This window comes from Streptomyces sp. NPDC026301, assembly GCF_055567935.1.
Map to the genome: position 1 here is coordinate 19119 of NZ_JBVHPN010000022.1, position 16276 is coordinate 35394.

General features: G+C 71.7%; 12 protein-coding genes. 8 read left to right on the forward strand and 4 right to left on the reverse strand.

Translation table 11 applies throughout. The features are described from left to right. The first annotated feature begins 74 nt into the window (after positions 1-74). From ilvA to ACZ4MH_RS29900, 3 genes are all read left to right on the forward strand, one after another. Positions 75-1382 carry a threonine ammonia-lyase gene (gene ilvA, locus ACZ4MH_RS29890; RefSeq protein WP_351596381.1) on the forward strand — a complete coding sequence of 436 codons (1308 nt, stop codon included), beginning with the start codon at positions 75-77 and terminating at the stop codon, positions 1380-1382. A 336-nt stretch (positions 1383-1718) separates the two neighbouring features. Next, complete coding sequence (locus ACZ4MH_RS29895) at positions 1719-2687, forward strand: ATP-binding cassette domain-containing protein (RefSeq protein ID WP_351596383.1); 969 nt, start codon at positions 1719-1721, stop codon at positions 2685-2687. Further along, a complete protein-coding gene (locus ACZ4MH_RS29900) occupies positions 2684-3553 on the forward strand; it encodes an ABC transporter permease (protein ID WP_351596386.1) in 870 nt (289 codons plus the stop codon). Before ACZ4MH_RS29895 ends, ACZ4MH_RS29900 begins: the two co-directional genes overlap by 4 nt. Before the next feature lie 199 nt (positions 3554-3752). Here ACZ4MH_RS29900 and greA read toward each other — a convergent pair whose 3' ends face one another. Further along, on the reverse strand, positions 3753-4250 hold the full coding sequence (gene greA / locus ACZ4MH_RS29905; protein WP_351596389.1) for a transcription elongation factor GreA: 498 nt from the start codon (positions 4248-4250) through the stop codon (positions 3753-3755). 201 nt (positions 4251-4451) lie between these two features. Then, a complete protein-coding gene (locus ACZ4MH_RS29910) occupies positions 4452-4874 on the reverse strand; it encodes a DUF4307 domain-containing protein (RefSeq protein WP_351596391.1) in 423 nt (140 codons plus the stop codon). A gap of 108 nt (positions 4875-4982) precedes the next feature. On the opposite strand from ACZ4MH_RS29910, the gene mca reads away from it, so the two are divergent. After that, positions 4983-5855 (forward strand): mycothiol conjugate amidase Mca, encoded by an 873-nt coding sequence (gene mca / locus ACZ4MH_RS29915; protein WP_351596394.1) that lies wholly within the window; start codon positions 4983-4985, stop codon positions 5853-5855. A gap of 4 nt (positions 5856-5859) precedes the next feature. Next, positions 5860-6201, forward strand: a complete 342-nt coding sequence (locus tag ACZ4MH_RS29920) for an RAMP4 family protein (RefSeq protein WP_351596397.1) — start codon at positions 5860-5862, stop codon at positions 6199-6201. A 201-nt stretch (positions 6202-6402) separates the two neighbouring features. Here ACZ4MH_RS29920 and ACZ4MH_RS29925 read toward each other — a convergent pair whose 3' ends face one another. After that, positions 6403-9699 carry a tetratricopeptide repeat protein gene (locus tag ACZ4MH_RS29925; protein ID WP_351596400.1) on the reverse strand — a complete coding sequence of 1099 codons (3297 nt, stop codon included), beginning with the start codon at positions 9697-9699 and terminating at the stop codon, positions 6403-6405. Between the two features lie 192 nt (positions 9700-9891). On the opposite strand from ACZ4MH_RS29925, the gene ACZ4MH_RS29930 reads away from it, so the two are divergent. Both ACZ4MH_RS29930 and ACZ4MH_RS29935 read left to right on the forward strand, forming a co-directional pair. After that, the gene (locus tag ACZ4MH_RS29930; RefSeq protein ID WP_351596403.1) at positions 9892-11922 is read left to right on the forward strand and encodes a thioredoxin domain-containing protein; all 2031 of its coding nucleotides are present in this window, start codon (positions 9892-9894) and stop codon (positions 11920-11922) included. A 29-nt stretch (positions 11923-11951) separates the two neighbouring features. Beyond that, positions 11952-12974, forward strand: a complete 1023-nt coding sequence (locus ACZ4MH_RS29935) for an NADP-dependent oxidoreductase (protein ID WP_351596406.1) — start codon at positions 11952-11954, stop codon at positions 12972-12974. 388 nt (positions 12975-13362) lie between these two features. Here ACZ4MH_RS29935 and trhA read toward each other — a convergent pair whose 3' ends face one another. Next, positions 13363-14085 (reverse strand): PAQR family membrane homeostasis protein TrhA, encoded by a 723-nt coding sequence (gene trhA, locus ACZ4MH_RS29940; protein WP_351596409.1) that lies wholly within the window; start codon positions 14083-14085, stop codon positions 13363-13365. Positions 14086-14315: 230 nt separating this feature from the next. On the opposite strand from trhA, the gene ACZ4MH_RS29945 reads away from it, so the two are divergent. Further along, positions 14316-16142, forward strand: a complete 1827-nt coding sequence (locus ACZ4MH_RS29945; protein WP_351596412.1) for a phosphoenolpyruvate carboxykinase (GTP) — start codon at positions 14316-14318, stop codon at positions 16140-16142. The last annotated feature ends 134 nt before the right edge of the window (positions 16143-16276 follow it).

Consider the following 16276-nt stretch of genomic DNA (forward strand, 5'->3'; position numbering starts at 1 on the left):
CAAAGATGTACGGCCGCGGGGCGGCTCTCCGGGCCGCGGGCGCCCGCGGCGGCGTGAGCTGTAAGACTGGCGCCATGGCCGATCACACGCCGCAGACGCCCGCTTCCGCCGCATCCGGGACCACCGGTTCCGAGGCGGCCGCCGCCGCTTCGCAGGCCGCCGCAGACACAGGGGTGCTTCCCGCCGTCACGCTTGACGACATCATCGGCGCGCAGAAGCTGCTCTCCGGGGTGAGCCGGTCCACCGCCATGGAGGGCAGCCGTTACCTGTCCGGGCTGGTGGGCGCGCCGGTGCACTTCAAGTGCGAGAACCTCCAGCGCACCGGCTCGTTCAAGATCCGCGGTGCGTACGTGCGGATCGCGGGGCTCTCTGCGGAGGAACGTTCCTGCGGAGTGGTGGCGGCGAGCGCCGGTAACCACGCGCAGGGGGTGGCGCTGGCCGCGTCCCTGCTGGGCGTCCGCTCGACCGTCTTCATGCCCGAAGGGGCCCCGCTGCCCAAGGTCGCCGCGACCCGCGACTACGGCGCCGAGGTGCGGCTGCACGGTCAGGTCGTCGACGAGACGCTGGCCGCCGCGCAGGAGTACGCGCGCGAGACGGGCGCGGTCTTCATCCACCCCTTCGACCACCGCGACATCATCGCCGGACAGGGCACGGTCGGCCTGGAGATCCTGGAGCAGTGCCCCGAGGTCCGCACGATCGTGGTCGGCATCGGGGGCGGCGGGCTCGCCGCGGGCGTCGCGGTCGCCGTGAAGGCGGTACGTCCCGACGTGCGGGTCATCGGCGTGCAGGCGGCCGGCGCCGCCGCGTACCCGCCCTCGCTGGCCGCCGGGCGCCCGGTCTCCATCGAGTCGCCGACGACGATGGCGGACGGGATCAAGGTCGGGCGGCCGGGCGACGTGCCGTTCGGGATCATCGGCGAGCTGGTCGACGAGGTCCGTACGGTCTCCGAGGACGCGCTCTCCAGCGCCCTGCTGCTCTGCCTGGAGCGGGCGAAGATGGTCGTGGAGCCGGCCGGCGCGAGCCCGGTCGCGGCGCTGCTGTCGGAGCCGGAGGCGTTCCAGGGACCGGTGGTCGCGGTGCTCTCCGGCGGCAACGTCGACCCGCTGCTCACGCAGCGCATCCTGCGGCACGGCATGGCGGCGGCCGGTCGCTATCTGTCGCTGCGGCTGCGGCTGACGGACCGCCCGGGCGCGCTCGCGACGCTGCTGGGCGTGCTGTCCGAGGCGGACGCCAATGTGCTCGACGTGAGCCACGTACGGACCGATCCGCGGCTCGGCATCACGGAGGCCGAGGTCGAACTGCACCTGGAGACGCAGGGGCCGGAGCACTGCACGGAGGTCGGCACGGCGCTCCGCGAGGCCGGATACACGGTCATCGCCTGATCTCGTACCGTTCACCGTCCTGGCGCGCACGCCAGGACACGACATATGCATGCTGCGGCCGATGTCCTTTGGGGCGTCAGCCGTTGCGCATGGGTGCCCGGGAGTGCCCGGGAGTACTCGGGAGAGTGCGCGGAGGAGAGGGGTACGCGAACCCGTACGGGTATCGCGATGTATCGCGTGCGTCGGTAACATCCGTGGAACGGTCGCTGAAAGCCGCGCCGGAACGGTCCCGTCCTGTGGCGCAATCGTGCCGTCCTGTGAGCCGGCCGTCCGCCGAGCGGGTGAAGCCCGGCAAACGTAAGATTTCCCTCGAAACCCAACCCCGGGAGTGCCTCCATGCCAGGCGCTATTCACGCCGAGGGTCTCGTGAAGACCTTCGGCGAAGTCAGGGCTCTGGACGGCGTCGACCTCGACGTCCCCGAAGGAACCGTCCTCGGTCTGCTCGGCCCGAACGGCGCCGGCAAGACCACCACCGTCCGGGTCCTGACGACCCTGCTGCGGCCCGACAGCGGCACGGCGGAGGTGGCCGGGATCGACGTACTGAAACACCCCAACGAAGTGCGGCGCGCGATCGGCCTGTCCGGCCAGTTCGCCGCCGTGGACGAGTACTTGACCGGCCGCGAGAACCTCACGATGGTCGGCCGGCTGTACCAGATGGGCGCGAAGGCGGCGAAGGCGCGGGCCGGCGAACTGCTCGACCGGTTCCACCTCGCCGACGCGGGGGACCGGCCCGCGAAGACCTACTCCGGCGGTATGCGGCGCCGGCTGGACCTGGCCGCAGCGCTGGTCGTCAGCCCGCCCGTGATGTTCATGGACGAGCCGACCACCGGCCTGGACCCGCGCAACCGCCAGCAGCTGTGGGACGTCATCCAGGAGCTGGTCGCGGGCGGCACGACGCTGCTGCTCACCACCCAGTACCTCGAAGAGGCCGACCACCTCGCGCACGACATCTGCGTGGTCGACCACGGCCGGGTCATCGCACGCGGCACGTCCGACCAGCTCAAGGCACAGACCGGCGGCGAACGCGTCGAGGTCGTCGTGCACACGCCCGAGCAGCTGGGCACCGCCGACGAGGTGCTGCGCGGCTTCGGCAAGGGCGCGACGAAGGTCGAGCCGCACACCCGCAGGATCACCGTGCCGGTCAGCGGCGGCGCGAAGCTGCTCGCCGAGGTCATCCGTGAGCTGGACGCCCGGGGCGTCGAGATCGACGACATCGGGCTGCGCCGGCCGACCCTGGACGACGTCTTCATCTCGCTGACCGGCCACGCGGCCGAGATCCCGGCGGAAGAGGAGGAGGGCGCATGAGCATCATCACGGAAGCGTCCCGGCGGGCCGGTGCGCCGCAGCCGCAGGGCGGTGTCGGGCAGTCCGTACGGGACTCGCTCGTGGTCGCCAGGCGCAACCTCATCAGGATGCTGCGCATCCCGGAGATGGTGATCTTCGGTCTGGTGCAGCCGATCATGTTCGTGGTGCTGTTCAGCTACGTCTTCGGCGGCGCGATCCAGCTGCCGGGCCAGCAGGGGCCGATCGACCCGGAGCAGTACCGCGCCTTCCTGATGGCGGGCATCTTCGCGCAGACCGTCACCTTCGCCACGGCGGGCGCGGGCGCGGGCATCGCGGACGACATGCACAAGGGCCTCATCGACCGCTTCCGGTCGCTGCCGATGGCCCGCGGCGCGGTCCTCACCGGGCGCACGCTCGCCGACCTCGTACAGACGGCGCTCACCCTCGTCGTGCTCGCGGCCGTCGCGCTGATCATCGGCTGGCGCACGCACGAGAACCTCGGCAAGGTACTGGCCGGATTCGGCCTGCTGCTCCTGCTGGGGTACGCCTTCTCGTGGATCGGCGCGCTGATCGGGCTCTCCGTGCGGACCCCGGAGGCGGCGACCTCCGGCGGCCTGATCTGGCTGTTCCCGCTGACCTTCGTCTCGAACGCGTTCGTGCCCTCGGACTCCATGCCGGCGTTCCTGCGGCACATCGCCGAGTGGAACCCGTTCAGCGCCACGGTGCAGGCCGCGCGCGATCTGTTCGGCAATCTGCCGGCCGGTTATCCGGTGCCGGACGCCTGGCCCATGCAGCACCCGATCCTGGCCTCGGTGCTGTGGTCGGTCGTCATCATCGCGGTCTTCCGCACGCTGGCGGTACGGAAGTACCGGTCGGCGACGGCTTGAGCGGGCGCGGCGTGCGCCGTGTGCGGGTGGGTCGACGCCTCGTACAGGTACGTCGACGGGCGCGTGAGGGTACGTCGGCGCCGCATGCGGGGTACGTCGAAGGGGCCCGGATCAGCTCTGCCGATCCGGGCCCCTTCGATGCTGCTGGGCGGCCGCCGCGCGTCGCGGGCGCGGCCGTGGTGGCCGTGGTCCGTGGGGCTCAGCCCGTGTAGGGCTTGGCCTCCAGGATCTTCACGGCCGCCTTCTTGCCGTTGGGCAGCTCGTACTCCGCGGTCTCGCCGATCTTCTTGCCGTTGACCCCGGTGCCCAGCGGGGACTGCGGGGAGTAGGTCTCGATGTCCGAGCTCGCGTACTCCCGCGAGGCCAGCAGGAACGTCAGCGTGTCGTCCGGGTCTCCGTCGAACGCGATGGTGACGACCGTGCCGGGGGCCACGACACCGGCGGTGGAGGGCGCCTCGCCGACCTTCGCGGTCTCCAGCAGCTGCTTGAGCTGGCGCATCCGGAGGTCCTGCTTGCCCTGCTCCTCCTTGGCCGCGTGGTACCCGGCGTTCTCCTTCAGGTCACCTTCCTCGCGGGCCGCCGCGATCTTTTCGGTGATCTCGGCGCGTGCGGGACCAGACAGGTACTCCAGCTCGGCCTTGAGCTGGTCGTACGCCTCCTGGGTCAGCCAGGTGACGTTGTCGCTGGTCTGGGTCACAGGTGCTCCTCGTCGGTACTGGGGATAAATCAAACGCCCTACCAGGAAGGCTTGCGCCTTCTCGGGTGGGCGAAACCACGAGCCTAACAATTACGGCACAAAAGGGGGAGCGGTAAACCGCAAAAAACACGTCACCGCTGGTCAGGCGGGCCGGAAGGCGATTCCGGGCGAGTCCTGGGGCGGCCTGGCGGCCACCGGCTTTCAGGTGTTTCGGCCCGGGGCGTCCGAGGTCGTGCAGCCGACCAGCTCGGCGTTGGTCGCCCGGGCCGTGGTCCGGATCGTGATCACCGTGTCGACCTGCCCCTTCGCCTGATCGACCGGGACGTCCTTGCGGCCGACCTCGGTGCCGTCGGCGGACTGCGAGCGGAGGGTGCACGTGCCCGTGGCGCCGGTGTCCTTCACGACCTCCAGGTGCGCCTGCACCGCCGTGTCGGAGACGACCTTGTACGTGACCAGGCGGCCGCTGACGTCCTGCCCGGTGATGTAGGAGATCCCGAACCAGGCGACCACGGCGACCAGCGCGGCACCGAGCACCGCGCCGATGACCTTCAGCTTGCGGTCGGCTCGCTCGTCGGCGGTACGGCCGTACCGTCCGTCGGGCAGTCCGTCGCGCACCGCGGTCATGATCTTCCTCCTGGTAAGGGGAACCTGGAATTAATTGCCCCCTCGCTTCGGTCACTATAGAAGGCGTCGTTCAACGGCGTCCCGTGACCCTTGACTGAGGATCGAGTCTTGACTGAGCAGCTGCGAATGATGGCCGTGCACGCCCACCCCGACGATGAGTCGAGCAAGGGCGCGGCCACCATGGCCAAGTACGTGTCCGAGGGGGTGGACGTGCTGGTCGCTACCTGCACCGGGGGAGAGCGCGGCGACATCCTCAATCCGAAACTCCAGGGCGATCCGTACATCGAGGCGCACATCCACGAGGTGCGCAAGAAGGAGATGGACGAGGCCCGGGAGATCCTGGGCGTCAAGCAGGAGTGGCTGGGCTTCGTGGACTCCGGGCTGCCCGAGGGCGACCCGCTGCCGCCGCTGCCCGAGGGCTGCTTCGCACTCCAGGACGTCGAGGCCGCGGCCGAGCCGCTGGTGAAGCTGATCCGTTCGTTCAAGCCGCAGGTCATCACGACGTACGACGAGAACGGCGGCTACCCGCACCCCGACCACATCATGACGCACAAGATCACGATGGTGGCCTTCGAGGCGGCCGGTGACGCTTCGAAGTACCCGGACGCGGGCGAGCCCTACCAGCCGCTGAAGCTGTACTACAACCAGGGCTTCAACCGCCCCCGCACGGTCGCGCTGCACGAGGCGCTGCTGGAGCGCGGCATGGACTCGCCGTACGGCGACTGGCTGGAGCGCTGGAAGTCCTTCGAGCGGGCCGAGCGCACGCTGACCACGTACATCCCGTGCGCGGACTACTTCGAGATCCGGGACAAGGCGCTGATCGCGCACGCCACGCAGATCGACCCCGACGGCGGGTGGTTCCGCGTCCCGATGGAGATCCAGAAGGAGGTCTGGCCCACCGAGGAGTACGAGCTCGCCAAGTCTCTGGTGGACACCTCCCTCCCCGAGGACGACCTCTTCGCGGGCATCCGCAACAATTGACCTCATGATGAGCGCGAACAGCACCCTCGCCATGACTCATCTCGTCCCCCTCGCAAAGGACCTGGACGAGAACAAGGTGACCCCCGGAGTCCTCGGCTTCATCGTCTTCGCGGTCATCGGCGGCGCCGTCTGGCTGCTGATGAAGTCGATGAACAAGCACATGCGGAAGGTCGACTTCGAGCAGAAGCCCGGCGCAGCCGCCACGGGCGACAGCGGTGACGGCGCCGACGGCGGCGCCCCGGAGCCGTCGGCGAAGAACACCACGGCCTCCTCGGCCTCTCCGGCCTCTCCGGCCTCTCCGGCCTCTCCGGCCTCTCCGGCCGAGGGCACCCCGAAGACGACCTGAGCGGGGGCGGCGGCCGCCCTCGGGGGCTGCCGCCTGCCCGCCCGCTTCCGCGCGGCGCCCGAGCCGCCCGGCCGGTCTGCATGCCGCCCGGCCGGGCTTCGTGCTGCCCGGGAAGCCGGGCTTCGTGGTGCGCCGGCGCGCCTCGTACCGACTGGGCGGCCGGGCCCGGCCGCCGTCCGCGGGCCGGGTCGGCCATGGCCGTTACGCGGGCGTCGCCCGCGGCCGGTCCGGCCTGGGTATTGGCTCCAGCGGGACGCCCATGACCTCGCGGGCGTGGCGGGTCGGGACCATGCCCAGGCGCCACGCCTGCCAGCCGGCCTCCGGCTCGACGCCGCGGTCCAGCAGCACGGCGTACGCCTCGGCGCAGTCCTCCAGCTTGGAGTCGCGGGCCGGATGCGGGGAGCGCCGCAGCTCCGCCAGCTCCTCCTGGGCGACGGCCGTGCCCACCACAGAGCCGCCCGGCGAGGCCAGCGGCAGCAGCGTGCAGCGCAGGAAGCGGGCCCAGTCCTCGCCGCGCCGGTCGCCGTAGCCCGCGAAGATCTCCGCCGCCTCGTCGGCCAGCTCCAGGGCCTGCGCGCTCCGGCCGTTCCCCGCGTCGATGACCACCAGCTCCAGGCAGGACCACGCCTCGCTGTGCGGCACCCCGATCCGCTGGAAGTCCCGGCGGGCGTCCTGCAGCAGCTGGCGCGCGAAGCCGCTGTTGCGCAGCGAGCCGGTCTGGGTGGCCCGCACGTCACGGGTGATCCGCCCGGAGTGGTGCCGGGCGCACGCCAGGCCGTACGCGTCGTGCATCCGGCTGAACATCGTGCGCGCCCGGTCCAGCTGCCGCACGCCCCCGTCCTTGTCGCCGTCCTCCTCCAGGGCCTGGCCGAGGTAGTACAGCGTCCAGGCCTCGCCCCGGGCGTCCTCGTGCCGGCGGTGCAGCGGGAGGGCCTGGCGCAGCTGGTCCACGGCGGAGCCCGGATCGCCGTCCACCAGCCGGGCCCGGGCCAGCTGGGTCATCGCCCACGCCTCGCCGCGCTCGTCGTGCGTGCGGCCGTACAGCTCCAGCGCCTCCTGGAGCTCGCGCTCGGCCCGCGGCACGTCACCCTGGCGCAGACACGCCTGGCCGAGCTGGAAGTGCGCCCACGCCTGGCCGTGCACGCTCTCGCTCTCCCGGTGCAGCTCCAGCGCCTCGTCGAGCAGCGCGAAGGCCTCGCCCAGCTGCGCGCGGTCCCGCTCCACCGCCGCCAGGGCGTGCAGCGTCCACGCGCGGTCGCCGCGCATGGCGTCCCCGCCCTGCATCGTCAGCGCCTCCCGCAGCTTCGCCGCCGCCTCGGTGAGATTGCCCTGCTGCTGGAGGGTGATGCCCAGGTCGCGCAGGGCGCGCGCCGCGCCCACCGGGTGCTCCGCCTCGAAGTACAGGTCGACCACCGAGGACAGCGTCGTACGGGCCTTGTCCAGCTCGCCGAGCTGACGGGCCGCGACGCCCGTGCGCCACTGGACAGAGCGGGCCAGCAGACCCTTGTCGGCGGCCTTCGTCAGCTCGTTCAGCTCGCCCAGGCGGTACAGGTCGCCGCGGAGCAGGCAGTAGTCGGCGAGGGCGCCGAGGAGGTGGGAGAGCGTGGCCTGGTCCACGTCCTGGTCGGCGTGGCGCAGCGCGGACGTGATGAAGCTGGTCTCGTCGTCCAGCCACTGCAGCGCCGCGTCCAGCGAGGTGAAGCCGTGTGAGCCGAAGCGGTCGGCGCGGGTGGAGGTGTTGCCGTCCACCAGGCGGATGACGGAGTCCGCGAGCTCGGCGTAGCTGCGCATCAGCCGCTCCTGGGCGGTGGACCGCTCGGCCGGGTCCTCCTCGTCCAGCAGCCGGGCGTGCGCGAAGCGGTGCACCAGGGAGTGCAGGCGGTACCGGCTGCCGCGCACGTGCTCGACCAGGCCGGCCGCGGCCAGCCGGGCCAGCCGCTGCTCCGCCTCCTGCTCCTCGACGCCCAGCAGCGCCGCCGCCGCTGCCGCGCCCAGGCTCGCCCGGCCGACCAGCGCCAGCCGGCGCAGCAGCCGCCGCTCCGTCTCGGACTGATCGGCGTACCGCAGCCACAGGGCCCGCTCCACGGGCGTCACGGGGCCGTAGGCCGCGAGGTCCGCCGCCAGCGTGGCGGGGTCGCGCGGGCCGAGCGAGGAGCCCGCCACCCGCAGCGGCAGCGGCAGCCCGGCGCAGAGCTCGCCGATCCGGTCCAGCGCCTGGGAGTCGTACGGCCCGGCCGCGTCCCCCGCCTCCGTACCGGCGGCGCGCAGCAGCTCCTCGACGCCCGCGGTGTCCAGCGGGCCCACCGGCAGTTGGTGCACCCACGCGGCAGGGCCGGCGGGCAGCTCCAGCGGCTCCCGCGCCGTGACCAGCACCAGGGACTCCGAACGGTCCGGCACCAGCGTGCGGACCTGCTCCGGGTCGGTGGCGTCGTCCAGCAGGACCACCACCGGGAGGTTGGTCAGATGCTGGTGGTACAGCTCCGTCAGCCGCTTCACGTGCTGCTCGGGCGAGGGCCGCTCGCGGAACAGCAGCTGCTCGCGCGGCGCCCCGAGGCGGTTCAGCAGGTGCAGCAGCGCGTCCCGGGTGGCCAGCGGGGCCTCGCCCGGCGTCTCGCCGCGCAGGTCCACCACGCACGCCCCGCGGAACTGGTCGCGCAACTGCCGCGCGGCCCGCACCGCGAGCGCGGTGCGCCCCGAGCCCGGCTCGCCGTGCAGCACCACCACCGTCGGCTTGGTCTCCGTACTGGCGCGGGCGGCGTGCACCCACTGGGTGATCTGCGTCAGCTGGGGCCGGCGCCCGGCGAACGGGCCCTGCGGGTCCGGGAGATGGTGGAAGGACTCCGCCAGCACCGACCGCCGGCGGGCCGCCGCGCTGCGGTCGCCGCCGCGCAACTGCGGTCCGCGCCCGCCCGTCCCGGCGCTCTTGCCGCTGCCCCCCGCGCTGTTCCGCGTCGCCGCCGTCAGCATCCGCTGCTGGTCCAGATACGGGCGGATGCCGCGCACCTCCAGGGCCGTCAGCCACTGCAGCCGCAGCTGCTCCGGGCCGCCCGGCTGGCCGCGCATCCCCGCCTCCTGGTGCGCGGCCGGCCAGTGCCCCGCCGTCAGCTTCAGGACCGTCGCCGCGGCCCCCGCGACCGCGACCGCGGCCCCGGTGCCCAGCGCCGGTCCCGGGCCCGTGCCGAACGCGAGGTCGGCGATGACGGCGGCGACCGCCGCGGTCAGCGTGACCACCGCGGGCGTGCCCGTCTCCTTGCGGGTCAGCCGCTCCGTCAGCGGCCGGCGCGCCGCCGCCGTCTCGTCCAGCGCCCGCACATACGCGCCGTACTCCTCGGCGGCACCGGCCGCCAGCTGGTCCAGCGCGGCGCGCGCCCTGCCGAGCAGGACACCCCCGTCGACGCGCCCGCCCGAGCGGCGCACCTCTTCCTCGACCGCGCGCGCCAACAGCGCGTCCGCGTCCGCGCGATGGGCGTCGCGCAGAACAGTCGGTGAGCCCGTCATCCGGATCCCCCTCCAGCGATGATCGCTTTGTACGCCCAGTGTTCCGTCTCCCCGCCGAATCCGGCAGCCCTGTGGATAACTCCGCCCGGACGTGTCACACGGACCGTGAAACATCCGCCGTGCCGGGTATTGCGGGCCCCCGGCGGATCCGCCACGCACGTTCCGGGCGCACCCGTGAGAGAGGATGGCCCCATGCCGAACCGCCTGGCTCATGAGACTTCCCCGTATCTGCTCCAGCACGCCGAAAACCCGGTCGAGTGGTGGCCGTGGTCCACAGAGGCGTTCGAGGAGGCGCGGCGGCGCGGCGTCCCGGTGCTGCTCAGCGTCGGTTACAGCAGCTGTCACTGGTGTCATGTCATGGCGCACGAATCCTTCGAGGACGAGGCCACCGCCGCGCTGCTGAACGAGAACTTCGTGCCGGTGAAGGTGGACCGCGAGGAACGCCCGGACGTCGATGCCGTGTACATGGAGGCCGTGCAGGCCGCCACGGGGCACGGGGGCTGGCCGATGACGGTCTTCCTCACGCCGGAGGCCGAGCCGTTCTACTTCGGTACCTACTTCCCGCCCGCGCCGCGCCACGGCATGCCCTCGTTCTCCCAGGTCCTGGAGGGCGTGAAGAGCGCCTGGACGGACCGCAGGGAGGAGGTCGGGGAGGTCGCGGGGAAGATCGTGCGCGATCTCGCCGGCCGCTCGCTGACCGCCGGCGGGGCGCGGCCGCCGGAGCGGGAGGATCTGCTCGCCGCTCTCATGCAGCTGACCCGGGACTTCGACGCGAGCCGCGGCGGATTCGGCGGCGCGCCGAAATTCCCGCCGTCGATGGTGCTGGAATTCCTGCTGCGCCACCACGCCAGGACCGATTCCGAGGGCGCGCTGCAGATGGTGACGGCCACCTGCGAGGCGATGGCGCGCGGCGGCATTTACGACCAGCTCGGCGGCGGCTTCGCGCGCTATTCCGTGGACGCGGAATGGGTAGTTCCGCATTTCGAGAAGATGCTGTACGACAATGCGCTGCTGTGCCGGGTGTACGCACACCTGTGGCGCGCCACGGGCTCCGGCCTCGCCCGCCGCATCGCCCTGGAGACCGCCGACTTCATGGTCCGCGAACTCCGCACCGACCAGCTCGGTTTCGCCTCCGCACTGGACGCGGACAGCGACGACGGGTCGGGCAAACACGTGGAGGGCGCGTACTACGTCTGGACGCCCGAGCAGCTGACCGAGGTGCTGGGGGAGAAGGACGCGCAGGTGGCCGCCGAGTACTTCGGCGTCACCGAGGAGGGCACCTTCGAGGAGGGCGCCTCCGTGCTCCAGCTCCCCGACACCGACGGGCTGCTGGACGCCGACCGGATCGCCGGCATCAAGGAGCGGCTGCGCGCCGCGCGCGACGAACGGCCCCGCCCCGGCCGGGACGACAAGGTCGTGGCCGCCTGGAACGGCCTGGCCATCGCCGCGCTCGCGGAGACCGGCGCGTACTTCGACCGCCCGGACCTCGTCCAGGCCGCGACCGACGCCGCCGACCTGCTCGTCCGCGTCCACCTGGACGGCCGGGCGCGGCTGCACCGCACCTCGCGCGACGGCACCCCCGGCACCAACTCCGGTGTCCTGGAGGACTACGCGGACGTCTCCGAGGGCTTCCTCGCGCTGGCCCAGGTCACCGGCGAAGGCGTGTGGGCCGACTTCGCGGGCCTCCTCCTGGACACCGTGCTGATCCACTTCCGGGGTACGGACGGCTCGTTGTACGACACCGCGGACGACGCCGAGGCGCTGATCCGCCGCCCCCAGGACCCGACCGACAACGCCACGCCCTCCGGGTGGACCGCGGCGGCCGGCGCCCTGCTCTCGTATGCGGCGCTCACCGGCAGCGCGCCGCACCGGGAGGCCGCCGAGGGCGCGCTCGGCATCGTCAAGGCGCTCAGCGGCCGCGCCCCGCGCTTCATCGGCTGGGGGCTCGCGGCCGCCGAGGCGCTGCTGGACGGCCCGCGCGAGGTCGCGGTGGTCGGCTCGTACGACGACGAGGCCACCCGCGAACTGCACCGCGCCGCGCTGCTGGGCACCGCGCCCGGCGCGGTGGTCGCGGTCGGCGAGCCCGGGAGCGAGGAGGTGCCGCTCCTGAAGGACCGGCCGCTGCTGGACGGCCGCCCCGCCGCCTACGTGTGCCGAAACTTCACCTGTGAGCGGCCCACCGCCGACCCGGGTGAACTGGCCGAGCGTCTCAAAGAGCGGTGACACAGGGAGGTGGGCACTAGCGTCGTCCCATGACCACCCATCGCAGTGAAGTGCCCACCACCCACCGCGAAGTCCGGCTGGCCGCCCGCCCTACGGGCGCGGTCACCGACGACCTCTTCGAGATCGCCGAAGTGCCCGTACCGGAACCGGCGCCGGGCCAGATCCTCGTCCGCACCACCACCATGGGCGTCGCCGCCGTGATGCGCACCCTCATGGACGAACAGAGCGCCGTGCCGATGCCGTCCTACGAGATCGGTGCCCCGCTGCACGGCGCCGCCGTGGGCGAGGTGGTGGCCGCGCCCGGCACCGACCTCACCCCCGGCGACCTGGTGGAACACCGGCTCGGCTGGCGCGAGTTCGCCGTCATGGACGCCTCCCAGGCGCAGCGGCTGGACCCGGACCTGCTGCCCGACCCCGCGGCGTACCTCTCCCAGGGGCCCACCGCGCTGATGGGGATCGGGCGGGGCGCCGACGTGCGCCCCGGGGACACCGTGTTCATCACCGGGGCCGCCGGCGGCGTCGGGTCGCTCGCCGGGCAGCTAGCCAAGCAGCGCGGCGCCGCCCGCGTCATCGGCAGTACGGGCTCCCGCGCCAAGGCCGACCGGCTCATGGACGGGCTCGGCTACGACGCCGTGGTGATCCGCGGCGCGGGCCCGATCGTGGACCAGCTGCGCAAGGCGGCGCCGGACGGCGTCGACGCGCTCTTCGACAACGTGGGCGGCGAGCAACTGCAGGCCGCCCTCACCCTCGCCAACCGCGGCGCCCGGATGGCGATCGTCGGCGCGCTGGCCGCCCAGATGTCCGCCGCCGCCCCGGCCACGACCGAGATCGACACGCTGTCGGTCCTCTCGCGCAGCATCACGCTGCGCGGCATGGCCCTCTTCGACCATCTGGACCTCATCCCGGAATGGAACCGGCAGTTCGGCCAGGGGCTGCGCGAGGGCACGCTCACCTTCCCGCACGTGCGCTTCGAGGGGATCGAGCAGGCCCCGCGCGCGCTGCGGGAGTTGACCGAGGGCCGCCACCTCGGCGCGGTACTCGTGGACCTGTAAAGCGGTACTGGCGGGCCTGTAAAGCGTTATTGGTGGACCTGTAAAGCGGTCCGGCCCGCCTCCCGTCGCCGTCCCGCCCGCTCCCGCCCGCTTCGGCGGTCTCCCCGTTGTCAGTGGGATGTGTAACGCTCTAAGAGCGCACAGTCACATTCAGTGAGAGCTGGAGGGGGTGTTGCGGATGCGTACCGCGCTGCACGGAGCGGTCGTACTGGCCGCCGTGGTGTGTGTCGGCGGCTTCCTGGTGGGCGGCACGGCCGTGGTCCTCGCGCTGGTACTGGCCGGGGTGACGGCCCTGACATGGCAAGTGGCCGCGGCGTCGAGGCCGCGGCCACGGTGGGGCCGGATCGCCGGGGGCGGTGGGGCCGCGCCCTGCGGCCCCGCGCCCGTATCAGGCGTGCGAATAGGCGACCAGCGAGATGCCCACGTAGTGCACGACGAACGCCGCGAGGGTGAAGGAGTGGAAGACCTCATGGAAGCCGAACCACCGAGGTGACGGGTTCGGGCGCTTGATCCCGTAGATCACGCCGCCCGCGCTGTAGAGCAGCCCGCCGACGATCACGAGCACGAGGACGGCGACGCCGCCCTTCTGCAGGAAGTCCGGGAGGAAGAAGACCGCCGCCCAGCCCATCGCGATGTAGCAGGGTGTGTAGAGCCATCGTGGCGCGCCGACCCAGAAGACGCGGAAGGCGATGCCGAGGGCGGCGGCCGCCCAGATGCCCCACAGCAGGAGGTCCCGGCGGCCGTCCGGGAGCAGCAGGATCGTCAGTGGCGTGTAGGTGCCCGCGATGATCAGAAAAATATTGGCGTGATCCAGTCGGCGCAGGATCCCCAGTACCCGTGGGCCCCAGTTGCCCCGGTGGTAGATCGCGCTGACGCCGAAGAGCAGGCAGGCGGTGAGCGTGTAGACGCCGCACGCCACCCGGCCCCGGGTGCTGTCTGCCAATGCGGTGAGCATGACACCCGAGAAGAGGACCGCCGGGAACATCCCGGCGTGCAGCCACCCCCGCAGCTTGGGCTTGAAGGGGGCAGCCAGCGCGGAGACCGCGGAGTTCACGGCCTGAGCAGGGCTTTCGGCAGTGCGGCTGTCGGCGGCTTCGGGCGCGGAAGACATGGCCGCCACCCTATCTACGCAACCGTAGGTTACGGATCAGTCCGCCGAGTGGTGACGGTCACGAGGGGGCCCTCTGGACAGAATCCGGTCGGCGACGGATGATCATATGAGTGCGGTCGGCACCGGATGAGCGGTCACGAAGCATCCGGGTCGCAGCCCCCAAGGGGCCAACATCTTCAAAAGCGGACATTGTGCTGATGTTCGTAAAAACCCCTCATCTAGGAGCGATCGTGGCGCGCGACAACGCGGCTCCCTCCCTCAAGCACCCGACCACCCACCAGGAGCTCATCGCCTGGGTCGATGAGATCGCGTCGATCACCCAGCCGGACCGCATCGTGTGGTGCGACGGCTCGGAGGCGGAGTACGACCGCCTGTGTGAGGAACTGGTCGCCAAGGGAACGTTCAAGAAGCTCGACCCGATCAAACGGCCCAACTCCTACTACGCGGCCTCCGACCCGAGGGACGTCGCCCGTGTGGAGGACCGCACCTTCATCTGTTCCGAGAAGGAGGAGGACGCGGGCCCGACGAACCACTGGAAAGCCCCCGCTGAGATGCGGGAGATCTTCTCCGGTGAGCAGGGCATCTTCCGGGGCGCGATGCGCGGCCGGACGATGTACGTCGTCCCGTTCTGCATGGGCCCGCTGGGCTCGCCGCTCTCCGCGCTCGGCGTGGAGATCACCGACTCGGCGTACGTCGCCGTCTCGATGCGCACCATGACCCGCATGGGCCAGCCGGTCCTGGACGAGCTCGGCTCGGACGGCTTCTTCGTCAAGGCCGTGCACACCCTCGGCGCCCCGCTCGCGGAGGGCGAGCAGGACGTGCCGTGGCCGTGCAACTCCACGAAGTACATCTCGCACTTCCCCGAGGACCGCGAGATCTGGTCCTACGGCTCGGGCTACGGCGGCAACGCCCTGCTCGGCAAGAAGTGCTACGCGCTGCGCATCGCCTCCGTCATGGCGCGCGACGAGGGCTGGCTCGCCGAGCACATGCTGATCCTCAAGCTCACCCCGCCGCAGGGCGAGTCGAAGTACGTCGCGGCCGCGTTCCCGAGCGCCTGCGGCAAGACCAACCTCGCGATGCTGGAGCCCACGATCTCCGGCTGGACGGTCGAGACGATCGGCGACGACATCGCCTGGATGCGGTTCGGCGAGGACGGCCGGCTGTACGCGATCAACCCCGAGGCCGGCTTCTTCGGCGTCGCGCCCGGCACCGGCGAGCACACCAACGCCAACGCCATGAAGACCCTGTGGGGCAACTCCGTCTTCACCAACGTCGCGCTGACCGACGACGGCGACGTCTGGTGGGAGGGCATGACGGAGGAGACCCCCGCCCACCTCACCGACTGGAAGGGCAACGACTGGACCCCGGAGTCGGAGACGCCGGCGGCGCACCCCAACGCCCGGTTCACCACCCCGGCCGGCCAGTGCCCGATCATCGCGCCCGAGTGGGAGGACCCCAAGGGCGTGCCGATCTCGGCGATCCTCTTCGGCGGCCGCCGCGCCAGCGCGGTACCGCTGGTCACCGAGTCCTTCGACTGGCAGCACGGCGTCTTCCTCGGCGCGAACGTCGCCTCCGAGAAGACCGCGGCGGCCGAGGGCAAGGTCGGCGAGCTGCGCCGCGACCCGTTCGCCATGCTGCCGTTCTGCGGCTACAACATGGGTGACTACATGGGTCACTGGGTCAAGGTCGGAAAGAACGCCGACGCGGCCAAGCTGCCCAAGATCTACTACGTCAACTGGTTCCGCAAGAACGACGCGGGCAAGTTCGTCTGGCCCGGCTTCGGCGAGAACAGCCGCGTCCTGAAGTGGATCGTGGAGCGCCTGGAGGGCAAGGCCGAGGGCGTCGAGACCCCCATCGGCGTGCTGCCGACCAAGGAGGCCCTGGACACCGACGGCCTGGACCTGGCCGACGCGGACCTGGACTTCCTGCTCAGCGTCGACAAGGACGTCTGGCGCGACGAGGCCTCGCTGGTCCCCGAGCACCTCAACACCTTCGGTGACCACACGCCGACGGAGATGTGGGACGAGTACCGCGCGCTGGTCAAGCGCCTCGGCTGAGTCCCCTTTTTGCGGCTAAACCGCCGCCGCTCTCGCGGAGGTGGTTGCTCGCCGCGGGGGTTCCTCAATTGATGGCTGATGTGGAAATCCGGGGGCGGGCGGGTTAATCACCGCCCGCCCCCGGAAGCCGTGGG